The organism is Gemmobacter caeruleus (assembly GCF_008271655.1).
In the GTDB taxonomy this organism is placed as follows: domain Bacteria; phylum Pseudomonadota; class Alphaproteobacteria; order Rhodobacterales; family Rhodobacteraceae; genus Gemmobacter; species Gemmobacter caeruleus.
Genome location: NZ_VKKX01000002.1, coordinates 1 through 17824 on the forward strand (window position 1 = coordinate 1; position 17824 = coordinate 17824).

The 17824-nt window shown below is 67.0% G+C and carries 14 protein-coding genes; 9 read left to right on the forward strand and 5 right to left on the reverse strand.

The features are described 5' to 3' along the window. The first annotated feature begins 122 nt into the window (after positions 1 to 122). Both FOA17_RS00470 and FOA17_RS00475 read left to right on the forward strand, forming a co-directional pair. A complete protein-coding gene (locus tag FOA17_RS00470; RefSeq protein WP_203232236.1) occupies positions 123 to 1682 on the forward strand; it encodes a pre-peptidase C-terminal domain-containing protein in 1560 nt (519 codons plus the stop codon). A gap of 159 nt (positions 1683 to 1841) precedes the next feature. Further along, positions 1842 to 2783: a CehA/McbA family metallohydrolase gene (locus FOA17_RS00475; protein WP_149139562.1), complete on the forward strand. Its 942-nt coding sequence runs from the start codon at positions 1842 to 1844 to the stop codon at positions 2781 to 2783. Here the strand turns inward: FOA17_RS00475 and FOA17_RS00480 are convergent, their stop codons facing one another. Continuing rightward, positions 2784 to 3494 (reverse strand): PAS domain-containing protein, encoded by a 711-nt coding sequence (locus tag FOA17_RS00480; RefSeq protein WP_149139563.1) that lies wholly within the window; start codon positions 3492 to 3494, stop codon positions 2784 to 2786. Positions 3495 to 3691: 197 nt separating this feature from the next. On the opposite strand from FOA17_RS00480, the gene FOA17_RS00485 reads away from it, so the two are divergent. The 3 genes from FOA17_RS00485 to FOA17_RS00495 are packed head-to-tail and all read left to right on the forward strand — an operon-like array spanning position 3692 to position 5741. Next, positions 3692 to 4585, forward strand: a complete 894-nt coding sequence (locus tag FOA17_RS00485; protein WP_149139564.1) for a YicC/YloC family endoribonuclease — start codon at positions 3692 to 3694, stop codon at positions 4583 to 4585. Positions 4586 to 4587: 2 nt separating this feature from the next. Then, the gene (gmk, locus tag FOA17_RS00490) at positions 4588 to 5223 is read left to right on the forward strand and encodes a guanylate kinase (RefSeq protein WP_149139601.1); all 636 of its coding nucleotides are present in this window, start codon (positions 4588 to 4590) and stop codon (positions 5221 to 5223) included. Next, the gene (locus FOA17_RS00495; RefSeq protein WP_149139565.1) at positions 5220 to 5741 is read left to right on the forward strand and encodes a gamma carbonic anhydrase family protein; all 522 of its coding nucleotides are present in this window, start codon (positions 5220 to 5222) and stop codon (positions 5739 to 5741) included. Before gmk ends, FOA17_RS00495 begins: the two co-directional genes overlap by 4 nt. 88 nt (positions 5742 to 5829) lie before the next feature. On the opposite strand, the gene FOA17_RS00500 is transcribed toward FOA17_RS00495, so the two are convergent. Next, positions 5830 to 6687 carry a LysR family transcriptional regulator gene (locus FOA17_RS00500; protein ID WP_149139566.1) on the reverse strand — a complete coding sequence of 286 codons (858 nt, stop codon included), beginning with the start codon at positions 6685 to 6687 and terminating at the stop codon, positions 5830 to 5832. A gap of 99 nt (positions 6688 to 6786) precedes the next feature. Between FOA17_RS00500 and FOA17_RS00505 the strand changes: the two genes are divergently transcribed. The 4 genes from FOA17_RS00505 (at position 6787) to FOA17_RS00520 (ending at position 14839) form a co-directional block, all read left to right on the forward strand. Then, positions 6787 to 9231: a GcvT family protein gene (locus FOA17_RS00505; protein ID WP_149139567.1), complete on the forward strand. Its 2445-nt coding sequence runs from the start codon at positions 6787 to 6789 to the stop codon at positions 9229 to 9231. 83 nt (positions 9232 to 9314) lie between these two features. Then, a complete protein-coding gene (locus tag FOA17_RS00510) occupies positions 9315 to 11765 on the forward strand; it encodes a GcvT family protein (RefSeq protein ID WP_203232237.1) in 2451 nt (816 codons plus the stop codon). Positions 11766 to 11855: 90 nt separating this feature from the next. Further along, a complete protein-coding gene (locus FOA17_RS00515) occupies positions 11856 to 13400 on the forward strand; it encodes a trimethylamine methyltransferase family protein (protein WP_149139569.1) in 1545 nt (514 codons plus the stop codon). A 5-nt stretch (positions 13401 to 13405) separates the two neighbouring features. Then, entirely contained in the window at positions 13406 to 14839 is a 1434-nt protein-coding gene (locus FOA17_RS00520; protein WP_149139570.1) for an aldehyde dehydrogenase family protein, read from the forward strand. Here FOA17_RS00520 and FOA17_RS00525 read toward each other — a convergent pair. The 3 genes from FOA17_RS00525 to FOA17_RS00535 form a co-directional block, all read right to left on the reverse strand. Further along, entirely contained in the window at positions 14824 to 15495 is a 672-nt protein-coding gene (locus FOA17_RS00525; RefSeq protein WP_149139571.1) for an SDR family NAD(P)-dependent oxidoreductase, read from the reverse strand. The genes FOA17_RS00520 and FOA17_RS00525 overlap by 16 nt on opposite strands. A 138-nt stretch (positions 15496 to 15633) precedes the next feature. Beyond that, entirely contained in the window at positions 15634 to 17112 is a 1479-nt protein-coding gene (gene purF / locus FOA17_RS00530; protein ID WP_238991676.1) for an amidophosphoribosyltransferase, read from the reverse strand. Between the two features lie 100 nt (positions 17113 to 17212). Further along, complete coding sequence (locus FOA17_RS00535) at positions 17213 to 17818, reverse strand: CvpA family protein (RefSeq protein ID WP_149139572.1); 606 nt, start codon at positions 17816 to 17818, stop codon at positions 17213 to 17215. Positions 17819 to 17824 lie beyond the last annotated feature (6 nt).

Sequence of the window (17824 nt, forward strand, 5' to 3'; positions counted from 1 at the left end):
CCGCGCCAAGCCCGCACCCTCCAGGTGATCCATGAAACGCGCCCCTCGCAGCCGTCAACGCCATGATTTATATGCGAAATATCACGATTACGACAGCGAAATCAGCGACTTACTTGGAGAATGTGGGTTACAGCGGCGATGAGGCGGGCGAGGGCGCCTATACCATCACCGCGCGCATGGGCGACACGATCCTCAACAGCGCCGCCACCACCTTCAATATCGGCGGGTCCAGCGTGATTTCGTCCGATCTGGGGCAGTCGAACGATTCCGACTGGTTCCGCGTCAATCTGGTGGCCGGACGCAGCTATGGCTTCCAGCTGACCGGCGATGGCTCGGCCAATTCGCTGGACGATGGCCGGGTGCAGATCGTGACGGCCAGCGGCCAGATCCTCGATACCGACTATACGGGCGGCACCGCCACGCTGAACCCCGCGACCAGCGGCACCTATTATGTGATCGTCAGCGATTACAGCAATGACGAGGCGAATGAGGGCAATTACCGCCTGACCGCGCAGATGAGCGACACCATCGTCAACAACGTCGCCACCACCTCGGTCCTGGCGCGCAATGGTTCGGTCACCTCGACCATCGACGCGCCGAACGATACCGACTGGTTCAAGGTCTCGTTGCGCGAAGGGCTGGCCTACGGGTTCAAGATCACCGGCAACGGCACCAATCCGCTGTCCGACCCGGATATCTATCTGCGCGACACCAACGGCGCCGATATCCTGGTCTATGGCAATATCGGTTCAGGCACCTCCTCCACGATCAGCTGGACCGCCGATCAGTCGGGCACCTATTTCGTGCAGGCCGGCAATATTCTGGAAACCGATCTCGGCGGCTACAAGATCACCTCGATCGCCACCGATACGATCCGCGGCGATACCGCGACCGCCGCCACCCTGCTTGAGGGCGAAAAGCGGCTGAGCCGGGTCGATGTCGGCAATGATGTGGACTGGTTCGAGATGAACCTGGTCGCGGGGCGCAGCTATACGTTCAAGCTGAACGGCAATGGCGCGGCGCCGCGTCTGGCCGACCGTTTCCTCGCGCTTTATGACGAGGATGGCGCGCGGATCAACGCGGCCTCCAGCAGCGGTTCGTCCAGTTCGGTCATCACCTTTACCGCGACCGAGAGCGGCACCTTCTATCTGGGCGCGCAGGGCTATTACAGCACCAGCACCGGGAATTACACGATCTCGGTCGGGTCCAATGCCAGCCGCTTTGTCGGCAGCGGCGCGGGCAATGACATGGCGGGCAATGGCAAGGCCAATGTGATGCTGGGCTATGGCGGCGCCGACAAGCTGGCGGGGCTGGGCGGCAATGACGTGCTGCGCGGTGGCACCGGGCGCGACATGCTGCTGGGCGGCGGCGGCAATGACCGGCTGTTCGGCGATGCCGGGGCCGATACGCTGAACGGTCATGCCGGCGACGACATCCTGACCGGCGGGCGCCATGCCGACCTGTTCATCTTTGCCCGCAATGGCGATCATGACGTGATCCGCGATTTCACCAATGACGTGGATACGATCCGTCTGGCGGGCTTTGGCCTCAGCTCGGTGCGGGCCGCGCTGAACAAGGCGGTGCAGGTGGGCGACGATGTGGTGTTCGACTTTGGCCGCGGCGATACGCTGACGGTCGAGGACACGACCCTGACCGCGCTGCGCAACGACCTGCTGGTCTGAACCCGGCCTGGCCGGACGGCGATCCTGCAATCAAGGGGGCGCCCAAGCGCCCCCTTTTTCCTGCGCAGCTCTCTGTCGCCGGCGGGACAGCCGCGTCGCCGCCGGCACAGCAATCGCCGCCGCGCCGCGCTTGGCTGACCCGGACAGGAGGCCCATCCCATGCGACTTTCCGCCTTTTCAGCGCCGGGCCGGTTCTGGCGCGGCAATCTGCACAGCCATTCCACCCGCTCCGACGGGGTCTTGCCGCCCGAGGAGGTCTGCCGCCGCTACCGTGCCGAGGGCTATGACTTTCTGGCGCTGACCGACCATTTCATCGGGCGCTACGATTATCCGATCGTGGATACGCAGCCCTTTCGCGCGCCGGGATTCACCACCCTGACGGGGGCCGAACTGCATTCCGGCCCGATGCGCAATGGCGAGCTGTGGCACATTCTGGCGGTCGGCCTGCCGCCCGACTTTGCGCCGCCCGCCGCGCCGGATTTCGCCGTGCATCCCGGCATGGAAAGCGGCCCTGCGCTGGCGGCGCGGGCGGTGGCGGCGGGGGCCTTTGTCGCGATTGCCCATCCGCAATGGTCGGGCCTGACACTGGACGATGCCCGCAGCCTGACGGCCGCCCATGCGGTCGAGGTCTATAACCACGGCTGCGCCATGGGCTGCGACCGGCCCGACGGCTTTGCCATTGCCGATCTGCTGCTGTCCGAGGGGCGGCGCCTGTCGATGATCGCCACCGATGATGCCCATTTCTCGGAGCCCGATCATTTCGGCGGCTGGGTGATGGTCAAGGCCATCGAGAACACGCCCGAGGCGCTGCTGGCCGCGCTGAAGGCGGGCGATTTCTACAGCAGCCAGGGGCCGGAGTTGCGCGACGTGGTGATCGAGGGCGACCGGATTCGGGTCGAAAGTTCGGCCGTGGTCAGCATGATCGTGCAGGGGCAGGGCACGGCTGCCCGGGCGGTGCATGGCCATGCGATGACCCGCAGCAGCCTGCCGCTGGAACGCTTTGCCGCCTCGCCCTGGTTGCGGGTCACGGTGATCGACGCGGCGGGGCGGCGGGCCTGGTCTAACCCGGTCTTCCGGGCCGAGGCGGAGGGCGCCGCGTGACTATTCCTCCAGATCGACCAGCCGCAGATAGCTGCGGGCCTTGGCGCAGGGCTTGACCCGGTAGGGCGCGGCAGGTTCGGCAAAGGCCGGGGCCAGCGGCGCCGGCTGCGTGCCGGCGCGGATCAGGTCTTGCGCCGGGTCGGCTCGCGTCAGGCGCGGCGGGGTCAGCGCGCTGCAACTGGCCGCGACGATCGACAGCCGGCGCGGCGCCCGCCCGATCTGCCCCGACAGCGCCAGACAGCCAAGCGCCATCTCGCCCCGGCCGCCATCGCCGGCCAGCGGCATCAGGATCATCCGGCCGAACAGCGACGGCCGCCCCAGCCCGGTCTCGGCGGCCAGCGTCAGGTCAAGGATCGCGGGCCGCAGGAAACAGGCATCGAGCAACCCGGTCAGCCGCGCCCGCGCCATCGGATCGAACAGCGCGCTCAGCGGCATGCCGCGCCCGTCCATGCCCAGGATGTCGCACAGGCTCATGCCGGCGATGCGCAGCCGGGCGATGCCGGGGGCGATGCGTTCCGCCAGAAAGGCCCCTTGCAGCGCGCCGCGCAGCCCCCGTGGATCAATCGCGCCGCGCGGTGGCAGCGCGCCATTTTCGCGCAACCCCTCCCAGTAGCTGCGCACCTCCTCGATCATGGCGCGCATCTCGGTTTCTCGCCGTGCCCGTGCCTCGGCATCGCCGGGGCCTTTGCCGCCGAAAAAGGTCAGGACCATGGCTGTCGCTCCGCTGGGCCGGAACCGGGCGCCGGTGGACAGCCCCGCGCGAATCCGCCATGGTCGGGCGGGTCACGGGCGTCCAGAAGGCTCAGGGGCCGGGAATGGGTTACTGTGATCTTAATATAACCGGATTCGCCGCAAATTTGCGGGATTTCTGAACCATTGGTAAATGCGCGTCGCGCAAGGAGAATGCCATGACCGTGTCGATGACCGGGTTTGCCGCCGGCAAGGGGCAGGGGCCGGGCGCCTCGTGGGTCTGGGATCTGCGCGCGGTGAATGGCAAGGGGCTGGACCTGCGGTTGCGGGTGCCGGACTGGATCGACGGGCTGGAACTTGCGCTGCGGGGCGAGCTGTCGCGCGCACTCAGCCGGGGCAATGTCAGCCTGACGCTGCGAGTCACCCGCGAACAGCCCGAGGCCGAGGGGCTGCGCCTGAACCCCGCCACCCTGCGCGGCGTGCTGCTGGCGCTGGCCGAGGTGGAGCGCGTGGCGATGGAGGAGGGCGTCACGCTCGCGCAGCCCTCGCATGCCGATGTGCTGGGCTTTCGCGGCGTGGTCGAGACCGGGGCAAGCGACGAGGATACGACGCCGCTGCGCAATGCGATCCTGGCCGATCTGCCGGCGCTGATCACGGCTTTCAACGCCATGCGCCAGGCCGAGGGCGCCGCGCTGGCGCAGGTGATCGGTGGCCAGATCGACCGCGTGGCCAGCCTGCGCGACGAGGCCGCCGCCGCCGTGGAAAACCGCCGCGCCAGCCAGGCCGAAACGCTGCGCACCCAGCTTGCCCGCGTGCTGGAGAACAGCGAGGACGCCGATCCGCAGCGCCTGGCGCAGGAACTGGCACTGCTGGCGGTCAAGACCGACGTGACCGAGGAGCTGGACCGGCTGGCGGCCCATGTCACCGCCGCCCGCGCGCTGCTGGCGGAGCCCGGCCCGGTCGGGCGCAAGTTCGATTTCCTGATGCAGGAATTCATGCGCGAGGCCAATACGCTCTGTTCCAAGGCGCAGGACATTGCGCTGACCCGGATCGGGCTTGACCTCAAGACGGTGATCGACCAGATGCGGGAACAGGTTCAGAACGTGGAATGACCATGACGCGCAAGGGTTTGCTGCTCATCCTCTCCTCGCCTTCGGGGGCGGGAAAATCGACGCTGGCACGACGGCTGATGGATTGGGATCCGACGCTGCGCTTTTCCGTTTCGGCCACCACCCGCGCGCCGCGCCCGGGCGAGGAAGACGGGCGCGAATATTACTTCAAGGCCCGGGCCGAATTCGAGGCGATGGTGGCCGCGGGCGAGATGCTGGAACATGCCGAGGTGTTCGGCAATTTCTACGGATCGCCCAAGGGGCCGGTCGAACGCGCCATGGCCGAGGGGCGCGACACGCTGTTCGACATCGACTGGCAGGGCGGCCAGCAGATCCGCAATTCGGCGCTTGGCCGCGATGTGGTGTCGATCTTCGTGCTGCCACCCTCGATCGCCGAGCTTGACCGCCGGCTGCGCAGCCGCGCCCAGGACAGCGACGAGGTGATCGCCGGGCGCATGGCCAAAAGCCGCGACGAGATCAGCCATTGGGCCGAATATGATTACGTCATCGTCAATCACGACATCGACACCGCCTTTGCGCAATTGCTGACCATCCTACAGGCCGAACGCATGCGCCGCGACCGCCAGCCCGATCTGCCGGGCTTCGTGCGCGCCCTCAATCAGGAGTTCGAGACGCGATGATCTATGCCCTGGACGGGATCGCCCCGCAGATCGCCCCGGATGCCTGGGTGGCGCCGGATGCCAATCTGATCGGGCGGGTGGTGCTGGAGGCGGCGGCCTCGGTCTGGTTCGGCTGCACCCTGCGCGGCGATAATGAGGAAATCCGCATCGGCGCCGGGTCGAACGTGCAGGAAAACTGCGTGCTGCATACCGATATGGGCTATCCGCTGGTGATCGGCCCCGATTGCACCATCGGCCACAAGGCGATGCTGCATGGCTGCGTGATCGGCGCGGGCAGTCTGATCGGCATGGGGGCCACGGTGCTGAACGGCGCCCGGATCGGCCGGGGTTGCCTGATCGGCGCCGGCGCGCTGATCACCGAGGGGAAGGAAATCCCCGATGGCAGTCTGGTCATGGGCGCGCCGGGCAAGGTGGTGCGGCTTCTGGATGCCGCCGCGCAGGACAAGCTTTTGCGCTCTGCCGCCGGCTATCGCGCCAATGCCGCACGGTTCCGCGCCGGGCTGCGGCCGGTGGGCTGACCCCGCGCCGCGCGGCCATGCCGTCGCCAAAGGCGTCGCATTTCCATGGGAACCCTGTCGCCCGGCCGCAGCCCGGCGAGCTGTCAGTTCACCCCTCGCGTCCGGCCAGACGGCGGCGGATGATGCGGGTCAGACGGCGGTGCAGCGGCGTGATGCGATGGCGCAGGTGCATGGCGGCATAGACCGGCTGACGCAGCACCGGCGCATCGCTGACCGGACGGAAGCGCCCGGTGGCGCACAGGGTTTCCGCTGTCTTTTCCAGCACATAGCCCGCGCCCCCCATGGCGGTCAGCAGGGCGGCGACTGTGCCGCTTTGCCCGACCGAGATCGCGGCGCCGGCCAGATGCGGGGTGACCTGGCGGTGCATCGCCTCGAAGGCGGGCGAGAAATGCGCGAAGACGAAGCTTTCGGCCTGCACCGCCTCCAGCCGGTCGGTCTCGGACGAGACCATGACATAGGCCACATCCCCCACGCTTTCGAAATGCAGATCCGGGTGCGGCTTGGGCGAGAACATCACCGCGAAATCCTGCGTGCCGGTCAGCAGGTCGGCGCACATCTGATTGGAATAATCCGGCTCGATATAGAATGCCGCTTCGGGCAGGGCGCGGCGGAAATCGGCGACCCAATCGCCGATATGCTGCGCCGCCAGATCGTTCTGGATCGCCAGCCGCACCAGCTGGCTGCCATGCAGCGGCACCTGGATGCGCCGCCGGGCCTCGTTCCATTCATGGCGCAGGCTGCGCGCGTGCCCCTCGAACCGTCCGCCCTCGACCGTCAGGTCGGTGCCCGCACGCGACCGTTCGAACAGCCGCGCGCCAAGGGCGGTTTCCAGCGCGGCGATCCGGGCCGAGACGGTGCTTTGCGTGATGCCCAGCCGCTCTGCCGTGCGGTTGAAGCTGCGCGTTTCGCACAGGTCGAGAAAGGTCTCCAGCAGGTCGATCTGCATGCGCCACCTCCTGATCGGTTTTCTCGATCAATAGGGCGGCTGCGGCCGAATTGAAAGCCCGGTGCCGCCTGATACTCTGCGGCAAAAGCGGAGGATGCGATGGCGGAATTTCCGACACAGGCGCGGGTGGTGATCATCGGGGGCGGGGCGGTCGGGGCCTCGTGCCTCTATCATCTGGCCAAGGCCGGCTGGACCGATTGCCTGTTGCTGGAAAAGAACGAACTGACCGCTGGTTCCACCTGGCATGCGGCGGGAAATGTGCCCACCTTTTCCGCCAGTTGGTCGATCATGAACATGCAGCGTTATTCGGCGCAGCTCTATCGCGGCCTGGGCGCCGAGGTGGACTATCCGATGAATTACCATGTCACCGGCTCGGTCCGGCTGGGCCATACGGCGGAACGGCTGCTGGAATTCAAACGCGTGGTGGGGATGGGGCGCTATCAGGGGATGGATCTCGACATTCTTGCGCCCGACCAGATCCGCGATCGCTATCCCTTTCTGGAAACCCATGACCTGACCGGCGCGCTGCACGATCCCTATGACGGCGATATCGACCCCGCGCAGCTGACACAGGCGCTGGCCAAGGGCGCGCGCCAGATGGGCGCGCGGATCGAACGGTTCTGCCCGGTGACTGCCGCCCGGCGCGACGGCGGCGTCTGGGTGCTGACCACGCCCAAGGGCGAGATCCGCTGCGATATCGTGGTGAATGCGGGCGGCTATTACGCCGCCGAGGTGGGCCGCATGTTCGGCCGCCGCGTGCCGATGATGGTGATGAGCCACCAATATCTGCTGTTCGACACCATCCCCGAACTGGAGGCCTGGTCGAAAGGCGCGGGGCAAAAGCTGCCGCTGTTGCGCGACGTGGACAGCAGCTATTACCTGCGGCAAGAGAAATATGGCTTCAACCTCGGGCCTTACGAAAACCCCTGCCGGGCGCATTGGGCCACCCCCGACGATCCGATGCCCGAGGATTTCAGCTTTCAACTCTTCCCCGACGATCTGGAGCGGCTGGAATGGCATATCACCGATGCCATGGCCCGCGTGCCGCTGCTGGCCGAGGCCAATCTGCAAAAGGTGATCAACGGCCCGATCCCCTATACGCCCGATGGCAACCCGCTGATCGGCCCGATGCCGGGCGTGCCCAATGCCTTTGAGGCCTGCGTCTTTACCTTCGGCATCTGCCAGGCTGGTGGCGCCGGCAAGGTGCTGGCTGAATGGGTGACCGAAGGCGCGACCGAATGGGACATGTGGTCCTGCGACCCGCGCCGCTTCACCGGCTGGGAGGACCAGGATTATTGCGTGCAGAAGGGGATGGAGGTCTATGGCCACGAATACGCCATCCATTTTCCGCATCACAGCTGGCCCGCCGCGCGCAACCGGCGCCTGTCGCCGGTGCATGACCGGGTCAAGGCGCTTGGCGCGCAATTCGGCGCCTTCAACGGCTGGGAACGCGCGCTGTGGTATGCCCGGCCCGGCGACGATACCTCCGAGGCGGCGCAACAGACCTGGGCGCGCAAGGGGCCTTGGTTCGATGCGGTGGCCGGCGAATGCGCGGCGGTGCGCGACGCGGCGGGCATCCTGGATTTGCCGGGCTTTTCGCGCTTTCGCCTGTCGGGTCCGGCGGCGCGGGACTGGTTGGGCCGGATGATCGCGGGCAAGGTGCCGGCGCCGGGTCGCATCGGTCTGGGCTATTTCGCCGATGACAAGGGCCGGATCGTCACCGAGATGTCGATCATGTGTCTGGCCGACGATCTGTTCTTTCTGATCACCGCGGCGGTGGCACAGCTGCATGATCTGGAATGGCTGCGCCGGCATCAGCCGCCCGAGGGTGTCACGATCGCCGATGTGACCGAGGATTTCGCCTGCCAGATCCTGACCGGCCCGATGAGCCGCGCCATCCTGGCCCAGGTCACCGAGGCCGATCTGACCCGGCCCTGGCTCAGCCACCAGTCGGCGCAGATCGCGGGCCGCTGGTGCCAGTTGGTGCGCGTCTCCTTCGCCGGCGAGTTGGGCTGGGAGATCCATACCAAGACCGCCGACACCGCCACGATCTTTGACGCCGTCATGGCGGCCGGGCAGGCGCATGGGCTGCGTCCCCTTGGCATGTTCGCCCTGAACAGCCTGCGGGTGGAAAAGGGTTATCGCGCCTGGAAGGGCGATCTTTCGACCGATTACACCCTGCTGCAAGGCGGGCTGGAGCGGTTCATCGACTGGTCCAAACCCGATTTCATCGGCAAGGCCGCGCTGGAGGCGGAACGCGCCGCCGGGCCGCGCCGGCGCTTTGTCACGCTGGTCATCGCGGCCGGCGATCACGACGCGCCCTATATGGCGACGATCTGGCATGGCGGGCAGGTGGTGGGCGAGCTGACCTCGGGCGAATGGGGGCACCGGCTGGGTGTCTCGATCGGGCTGGGCATGATCCGCGCCGATCTGTCGGTGCCGGGGACAGAGGTCGAGGTGGAGATCTTTGGCCAGCGCCATGCCGCGGTGGTGCAGGAGGATCGCCCGCTCTGGGATCCGCAGAACCAGCGGCTGCGCGGGTGATCCGTTTCTTCGACGAAGAAACGGGGTGAAAGTTTTCGACGAAAACTTTCCATCGCGGGATGGAAAGCAACAGGAGCAGGATGATGGCGCAGATACCTTCCAAAGCGCAGGCGGTGATCATCGGGGGCGGGGTGTCGGGCTGTTCGGTGGCCTATCATCTGGCCAAGGCCGGCTGGCGCGACATCGTGCTGCTGGAACGCAAGCGCCTGACCTCGGGCACGACATGGCACGCGGCGGGGCTGATCGGGCAATTGCGCGCCAATCAGAACATGACGCGGCTGGCCAAATATTCCGCCGAGCTTTACCGCAAGCTGGAGGCCGAGACCGGCGTCGCGACCGGCATGAAGACCGTGGGGTCGATGACCGTCGCCCTGACCGAAGACCGCATGCAGGAGATTTTGCGCCAGGCCACCATCGCCGACATCTTCGGGGTGGAGGTGCATCGCATCACCCCGGCAGAGGTCAAGGCGCTCTATCCGCATCTCAATACCGACGGTGTGGTGGGCGGTGTGCATCTGCCGGGCGACGGGCAATGCGACCCGGCCAATATCGCCATGGCCCTGGCCAAGGGCGCGCGGATGAACGGCGCTACCATCCTGGAGAATGTGAAGGTCACAGGCGTCACCGAGGCTGTCGAGGGCGCGCGCCGCCGGGTGACCGGCGTGAGCTACGAGGGCCCCGACGGCCCCGGCTTCATCGCGGCCGACGTGGTGGTGAATTGCGGCGGCATGTGGGGGCGCGATCTGGCGGCGCAGAATGGCGTGACCGTGCCGCTGCACGCGGCCGAGCATTTCTATCTGGTGACCGAGCCGGTGGCCGGCCTGACCGACATGCCGGTGCTGCGGGTCGTGGACGAATGCGCCTATTACAAGACCGATGCCGGCAAGATGATGCTGGGTGCCTTTGAGCCCAGGGCGAAGCCCTGGGGCATGGGTGGCATCCGCGAGGATTTCGAATTCGACACCTTGCCCGAAGATTGGGATCATTTCGCGCCGATCCTCGACATGGCCACCCGCCGCATGCCGATGTTCGAGACGGCGGGCATCCACACCTTCTTCAACGGGCCGGAAAGCTTTACCCCCGACGATCGCTATTACCTTGGGCCGGCGCCGGAACTCGCGGGCTATTGGGTGGCGGCGGGGTATAATTCGATCGGCATCATCTCCTCCGGCGGGGCGGGGATGGCGCTGGCGCATTGGATCACCGAGGGGCACGCGCCCTTTGACCTCTGGGATGTGGACCTGCGCCGGGCGCAGCCCTTTCAGAAGAACCGCGCCTATCTGAAGGAGCGGGTGACCGAAACCCTGGGTCTGCTTTACGCCGATCATTATCCCTATCGCCAGGTGGTGACCGCGCGCGGCGTGCGGCGCACCCCGCTGCATGAGGCGCTGAAGGCACGCGGCGCGGTCTTTGGCGAGGTCGCGGGATGGGAGCGCGCCAACTGGTTCGCGGTGCCGGGGCAGGAACGCGACTACCGCTATGCCTGGGGCCGGCAGAACTGGTTTGAAAACCAGCGCGCCGAACATCTGGCGGTGCGGCAGAAGGCGGGGCTGTTCGACATGTCTTCCTTCGGCAAGATCCGCGTCGAGGGGCGCGATGCCTGCCGGTTCCTGAACCGTCTTTGCGCCGGGCAGATCGACGTGGCGCCGGGGCGCATCGTCTATACCCAGATGCTGAACGAACGGGGCGGGATCGAATGTGACCTGACCGTCACCCGGCTGAGCGAGACCGCCTTCCTGCTGGTGGTGCCGGGGGCCACGCTGCAACGCGACCTGGCCTGGCTGCGCGGCCATCTGGCCGAGGATTTCGCGGTGGTGACCGATGTGACAGCGGGCGAGGCGGTGCTGTGCCTGATGGGGCCGGAGGCGCGGCGCATCTTGCAGAAGGTCAGCCCGAACGATCTGAGCAATGCCGCGCATCCCTTTGGCACGGCGCGCGAAATCGAGATCGGCATGGGCCTCGCCCGGGCGCATCGCGTGACCTATGTCGGCGAATTGGGCTGGGAGCTTTATGTCAGCGCCGATCAGGCCGCCCATGTTTTCGAGGCGCTGCTGGAGGCCGAGCCGGAGCTGAAACTCTGCGGCATACACGCGCTGGACAGTTGCCGGATCGAGAAGGGTTATCGCCATTGGGGCGATGACATCACCGATGAGGATCATGTGCTGGAAGCGGGGTTGGGTTTTGCCGTGCGCGCCGCGAAAGAGGGCTTCATCGGCCGCGAGGCGGTCTTGCGCAAGCGTGAGGCCGGGCTGGCGCGGCGGCTGGTGCAGTTCCGCCTGACGGACCCGGCGCCGCTTCTGTTCGGGAACGAGGCGGTGCGGCGTGATGGTCGGATCGTCGGGCCGGTGACCAGCGGCAATTACGGGCATCATCTGGGCGGGGCCATCGGGCTGGGCTGGGTGCCCTGCGCGGGCGAGACCGAGGCCGATCTTCTGGGATCGCGCTATGAGATCGAGATCGCGGGCGAGCGTCATGCGGCGGTGCCGTCGCTGGTGGCGATGTATGATCCGGCCTCGGACCGGGTGCGCATGTGACGACCGGGGACGGGGGGCTGTCTGCCCCCCGCGCGGCCTGCGGCCGCCCCCCCGAGGATATTTCTGAACAGATGAAGGCAGGAGGGCGTCATGTCTGAAGCGGCAGAGGCGGCACGGGGGCGGCGGGCGGGCGGGCGCGCGGCGCGGGTGGCGGAGCGGGCGGCGCCCCTGGCCGAGGCGCTGCGCCCGGTGCGCCCGGGCCTGCAAGGCGGGCAGTATCGCCCGCTGAGCGAGGCGGGGGTGGCGCAGATCCATGCCGCTGCACTGGACGCCTTGGAGGAGATCGGGCTGGCCAATGCGCCGCCTTCGGGGGTGGAGATCCTGACCGGGGCGGGGGCGGTGCGGGGCGCGGACGGGCGCATCCGCTTTCCCCGTGCGCTGGTCGAGGACATGCTGGCCAAGGCCGCGCGCGACATTACCCTGCATGGCCGCGACCCCAGGCATGACCTGCATCTGTCGGGCAGCCGGGTGCATTTCGGCACCGCGGGCGCGGCGGTGCATGTGGTCGATCCGCTGACGCTCGACTATCGCGACAGCACGGCGCAGGATCTTTATGATGCGGCGCGGATCGTGCAGCATCTGGACAATGTGCATTTCTATCAGCGCACCATGGTCTGCCGCGATCTGGCCGACAATTTCGACATGGATATCAACACGCTTTATGCCTGTCTTTCGGGCACGACCAAGCATGTCGGCACCTCGTTCAGCGATCCGTCGCATGTGGCGGGCTGTTTCGAGCTGCTGCATGCCGTGGCGGGGGGCGAGGAGGCCTGGCGCGCGCGGCCCTTTGTCAGCAATTCCAACTGTTTCGTCGTGCCGCCGATGAAATTCGCCGAGGAATCCTGTCAGGTGATGGAGGATTGCGTGCGGCGCGGCATGCCGGTCCTGTTGTTGTCGGCGGGGCAGGCGGGGGCCACGGCCCCGGCGCCGATCGCGCTCGCTATCGTGCAGGCGGTGGCGGAATGTCTGGCGGGCGTGGTCTATGTGAACGCGATCCGGCCCGGGGCGCCGGCGGTCTTTGGCACCTGGCCCTTTGTCAGCGATCTGCGCACCGGCGCCATGTCGGGCGGCAGCGCGGAACAGGCGCTGCTGACGGCGGGCTGTGCGCAGATGCACCGTTTCTACAACCTGCCCGGCGGCGCCGCGAGCGGCATCACTGACAGCAAGCTGCCGGACATGCAGGCGGGCTGGGAACAGGCGATCACCAATGTTCTGGCCGGACTGTCGGGGCTGAACATGTGCTATGAGGCCGTGGGGATGCATGCCTCGTTGCTGGGCTTCTGTCTGGAAAGCCTGATCCTGGGCGATGACATTCTGGGCCAGGTCTTGCGCTGCGTGCGCGGCATCGACGTGACACCGGATTCGACCGCTCTGGAGGCCATGCGCGAGGTCTGTCTGGGCGGGCCGGGGCATTATCTGGGTTCGACCCAGACGCTGGGCCTGATGCAGACCGAATATATCTATCCTGCCGTCGGCAACCGCATGTCGCCGAAGGAATGGGCCGAGGCCGGCAAGCCGCTGTTGCTGGATCGCGCGATTGCGCGCAAGAATGAGATCCTCGCCAAGGCGGGCAGCCAGATCGCGCCCGAGATCGACGCCGCCTTGCGCGCCCGTTTCAACATCCGCTTCCGGTGATTGCCATGATGCCCCTGCATCCCGCGAAATTCTACATTGACGGCCAATGGGTTGACCCGATCGCGCCAGACAGGTTGGGGGTGGAGAACCCCGCCACCGAGGAGATCATGGCCGAAATCGCGCTTGGCGGTGTGGAGGATGCCGACCGGGCGATCCTGGCGGCGCGGGCGGCGTTTGACGGCTTTTGCGCCACGCCCTCGGCCGAGCGCATCGCGCTGGTGCGCCGGATTCTGGAGGCATACAACGCCCGTCATGAGGATTTCGCCCAGGCGATGCGCTTGGAGATGGGGGCGCCGATCACCTGGTCGCGCGACGCGCAGGTCTGGGCGGGGCGGGTGCATATCGAAAGCACCCTGGCGGCGGCCGAGGAAATGGTCTGGGAATGGTCGCGCGGCGATACGCGGATGCTTTATGAGGGGATCGGGGTTTGCGGGCTGATCACGCCCTGGAACTGGCCGATGAACCAGATCGCCTGCAAGGTGGCGCCGGCGCTGATTGCGGGGTGCAGCATGGTGCTGAAACCGTCGGAAATCGCGCCGCTGTCGGGGCTGTTGTTTGCCGAGATCTGTGACGCGGCGGGGGTGCCGAAAGGGGTCTTCAACCTGGTCAACGGCATGGGGCCGGTGGTCGGGCATCGGCTGGCCAGTCACCCGGAGGTGGATATGGTCAGCTTTACCGGATCGACCCGGGCCGGAACGGCGGTGGCCACTGCTGCCGCGCCCACGGTCAAGCGTGTGGCGCAGGAGCTGGGCGGGAAATCGGCCAATATCATCCTGCCTTCGGCCGATCTGGCGGCGGCCGTGCGCGGCGGGGTCGAGGGCTGTTTCGGCAATACCGGGCAAAGCTGCGATGCGCCGACGCGCATGCTGGTGCCGCGCGCAAGCCATGAGGCCGCCTTGGCGGTGGCCGCAGAAGTGGCGGCCGAGGTGGTGATCGGGGCCACGGGCGAGGCCGGCACGACGATGGGCCCGCTGGTATCGAAGGTGCAGTTCGACAAGGTGCAGGCGCTGATCGCGGCGGGGATCGCCGAGGGCGCGCGGCTGGTCGCCGGCGGGATCGGCCGGCCCGAGGGGGTGAACCAGGGCTGGTATGTGCGCCCCACGGTCTTTGGCGACGTGACCAATGACATGACCATCGCGCGGGAGGAAATCTTTGGCCCCGTCCTGTCGATCCTGCCCTATGACACGGTCGAGGAGGCGATCGCCATTGCCAATGACACGCCCTATGGTCTGGCGGCCTATGTGCAGGGCGCGCGGGACGAGGCGCGCGCGGTCGGGCGGCGGCTCCGTGCGGGGCAGGTGAACCTGAATTACCCCGATTGGGATACTTTCGCGCCCTTTGGCGGCTACAAGCAATCGGGCAACGGGCGTGAATATGCCGGCTGGGGCATTCACGACTTTTGCGAGGTGAAGGCGCTGGTCGGTTACGGCGCCGACTGAAGCGCCGCCACCAGCCGCGCGGCCTCGGCCTGCGGGTTGGTCAGGGGGGCGCGATCCTCGCCGGGGTGAAAGCGCGCGCGGGTGGCGGTCGGCATCGGCGCCGGGGTTTCGATCCGCACGCGCGGGCCGATGCGGGCGGTTTCCTGCTGCCAACTGCGCGCGAGCGCGATCTGGGCGGATTTGCTGGCGCCATAGGCGCCGTAATTCATCTCGCCGCCCCTGGGGTCGTCGAGGAACAGCGCCTGACCGGCGGGGGCAGCCTGCAAGAGCGGCGCCACCATCGGGATCAGCACGCCGGTCGCGCGGATATTGGTCGCGACCGACTTGTCCCAATCCTTCACGTCAAGGAAATGTGCCGGGGCCAGGGGGGCTGCGTGGATCGCGGCATGGATCCAGAGATCGAGCTTGCCCCAGCGGTCATGGATCGACCGGCAGAGCCAGGCCATCGCCTCGTCATTGGTGATGTCCATCGGGGCGAGGGTCAGTTCGCCCGCGCCGGGCTGCTTTTTCGCCTTCACGCGGTCGTCCAGTTCCTCCAGCCCGCCGACGGTGCGGGCGACCGCCACAACATGCCAGCCGCGCCCGGCCAGTTCTTCGGCCAGGGCGGCGCCAAGGCCGCGCGAGGCGCCGGTGACAAGGGCAATGCGGTCAGACATGGGGGCAGACTCCGGTGCGGGGCGGCAGGCGCCCGGGGGTTTCACACCCCCGGACCCCCGTGGGATATTTGGGAACAGATGAAGGGGCAAGGGGGCGCGGCCCGCAGAATGCGGGGCGCGATGCCGCAGGGGCGCGGATCAGGCCGCGGGTTCCTTCATCTCGAACCCTTGGGCCAGCTTGTCCGAGGGTGGGATCGGATATTCGCCCGAGAAGCAGGCATCGCAGAATTTCGGCGCCTTGGGGTCGCGGCCCGCGGCCTCGCCCGCGGCGCGGTAAAGCCCGTCGAGCGAGATGAATTTCAGGCTGTTGACGCCGATCCAGTCGCGCATCTCGTCTTCGGACATGGTGGCGGCGAGCAGCTTGGAGCGTTCGGGCGTATCGACGCCGTAGAAGCAGGGCCAGGCCGTCGGCGGCGAGGCGATGCGGAAATGCACCTCGGCGGCGCCGGCATCGAGGATCATGTCCTTGATCTTGCGCGAGGTGGTGCCGCGCACCACCGAGTCGTCCACCAGGATCACCCGCTTGCCCTGGATCAGCGCGCGGTTCACGTTCAGCTTGAGCCGCACGCCCATGTTGCGGATCTGTTCGGTCGGTTCGATGAAGGTCCGGCCCATATATTGATTGCGGATGATCCCCATGGCGTAGGGGATGCCCGATTGCTGCGAATAGCCGATGGCGGCGGGGGTGCCGCTATCGGGCACCGGGCAGACCAGATCGGCATCGACCGGGGCCTCTTTCGCCAGTTCGACCCCGATCTGGCGGCGGGTTTCATAGACCGAGCGGCCCATCAGGATGGAATCGGGGCGCGAGAAATAGACCTGTTCAAAGATGCAGAAGCGCGACGGGGCGGGCGAGAAGGGGCGGGTGGATTGCACCTTGTTGCCCTCGATCACCACCATTTCGCCCGGCTCGATCTCGCGCACATATTCGGCGCCGACGATATCGAGCGCGCAGGTTTCCGACGACAGGCACCAGCCGCTGTCGCCCAGCCGCCCCAGCACCAGCGGCCGCACGCCATGGGCGTCGCGCACGCCGATCAGTTTCGTCCGCGTCATGGCGACCACCGAAAAGGCCCCCTCGACCCGGCGCAGCGCATCCTTGATGCGTTCCGAGATATTGGTCTGGATCGAGCGCGCCATCAGGTGAATGATGCATTCGCTGTCCGATGACGACTGGAAGATCGAGCCGCGTTCGATCAGTTCGCGGCGGAGTGCGGCGGCATTGGTCAGGTTGCCGTTATGGGCGATGGCAGCGCCGCCCATCGAAAATTCGCCGAAAAACGGCTGCACGTCGCGAATGGCCGTCGCGCCCTTGGAACCGGCGGTCGAATAGCGCACATGGCCGATGGCCAGCGCGCCGGGCAGGGTTTCCATCACATCGGCGCGGGTGAAGTTGTCGCGCACATAGCCGAAGCGGCGGGCCGAGTTGAAGCCCTGTTCGGGGTCATAGGTGACGATGCCGCCGGCCTCTTGTCCGCGATGTTGCAGCGCGTGCAGGCCGAGTGCCACGAAATTCGCCGCATCGGTCACGCCGATTACGCCAAAGACGCCGCATTCCTCCTTGAGCTTGTCGCCATCGTCCATTGGGTCGAACGGGGTGCCAGGAAGGGCGCGCATGGAGGCTCTCCAGAATCCGAAGGGGGGCGTTCTGGCCCCCCTTTACCGCCTTGTCGTCAGAGTGTCACGCCCCGATGCGCCGCGCCGCAGCACGTTCGCGTCAGCCGCCGGTGGTGGGCGCCGGTTGCGCGGGGCTGATCGCCGGGTCGGCCGGGGCGGCGCAGACCGCGACCAGCCCTTCGTATTTGCCGACGATCCAGCCCGGCGCGTCGCTGGGAAGCTGGCTGTCGATATTGCCCTGGAACGAGGAAAACACCTTGGCCGAGCGCGAATTGTCCACCATGGGCACGGTCTGGCCGGGCAGGGCGCGGTCATAGACGATGAAGGCCACCGCCACCAGCAGCACGCCCCGTGCCACCCCGAACAGGAAGCCGAGCGCCTGATCCAGACCGCCCAGGAAGGACTGGTTCACCCAGGAGGACAGAAGCGGCGTGAACAGGGCTGCCAGCACCAGCCCCACGGCAAAGACCGCGGCAAAGCCCACGATGATCGACAATTCGCAGCTGTCGCCGATCAGCTTGCTCAGCCCCGGGATTTCCTTCACCAGCGGCTGTGCCTGGGCGGCAAAGACATAGGCGAGGATCGCGGCGCCGATCCAGCCGGCAATCGCCATGATCTCGCGGATCAGGCCGCGCGAATAGGCCAGGATCGCCGACAGCACGATGACCGCGGCCACCACGCCGTCAATGATGGTGAAACCTTCCATTCCGTC

Excerpts from the sequence above, each read along its gene's own strand:
- FOA17_RS00475 (WP_149139562.1), top strand. The coding sequence starts at position 1,842 with ATGCGACTTTCCGCCTTTTCAGCGCCGGGCCGGTTCTGGCGCGGCAAT.
- FOA17_RS00480 (WP_149139563.1), bottom strand. The coding sequence starts at position 3,494 with ATGGTCCTGACCTTTTTCGGCGGCAAAGGCCCCGGCGATGCCGAGGCA.
- FOA17_RS00485 (WP_149139564.1), top strand. The coding sequence starts at position 3,692 with ATGACCGTGTCGATGACCGGGTTTGCCGCCGGCAAGGGGCAGGGGCCG.
- gmk (WP_149139601.1), top strand. The coding sequence starts at position 4,588 with ATGACGCGCAAGGGTTTGCTGCTCATCCTCTCCTCGCCTTCGGGGGCG.
- FOA17_RS00495 (WP_149139565.1), top strand. The coding sequence starts at position 5,220 with ATGATCTATGCCCTGGACGGGATCGCCCCGCAGATCGCCCCGGATGCC.
- FOA17_RS00500 (WP_149139566.1), bottom strand. The coding sequence starts at position 6,687 with ATGCAGATCGACCTGCTGGAGACCTTTCTCGACCTGTGCGAAACGCGC.
- FOA17_RS00505 (WP_149139567.1), top strand. The coding sequence starts at position 6,787 with ATGGCGGAATTTCCGACACAGGCGCGGGTGGTGATCATCGGGGGCGGG.
- FOA17_RS00510 (WP_203232237.1), top strand. The coding sequence starts at position 9,315 with ATGGCGCAGATACCTTCCAAAGCGCAGGCGGTGATCATCGGGGGCGGG.
- FOA17_RS00515 (WP_149139569.1), top strand. The coding sequence starts at position 11,856 with ATGTCTGAAGCGGCAGAGGCGGCACGGGGGCGGCGGGCGGGCGGGCGC.
- FOA17_RS00520 (WP_149139570.1), top strand. The coding sequence starts at position 13,406 with ATGATGCCCCTGCATCCCGCGAAATTCTACATTGACGGCCAATGGGTT.
- FOA17_RS00525 (WP_149139571.1), bottom strand. The coding sequence starts at position 15,495 with ATGTCTGACCGCATTGCCCTTGTCACCGGCGCCTCGCGCGGCCTTGGC.
- purF (WP_238991676.1), bottom strand. The coding sequence starts at position 17,112 with ATGCGCGCCCTTCCTGGCACCCCGTTCGACCCAATGGACGATGGCGAC.
- FOA17_RS00535 (WP_149139572.1), bottom strand. The coding sequence starts at position 17,818 with ATGGAAGGTTTCACCATCATTGACGGCGTGGTGGCCGCGGTCATCGTG.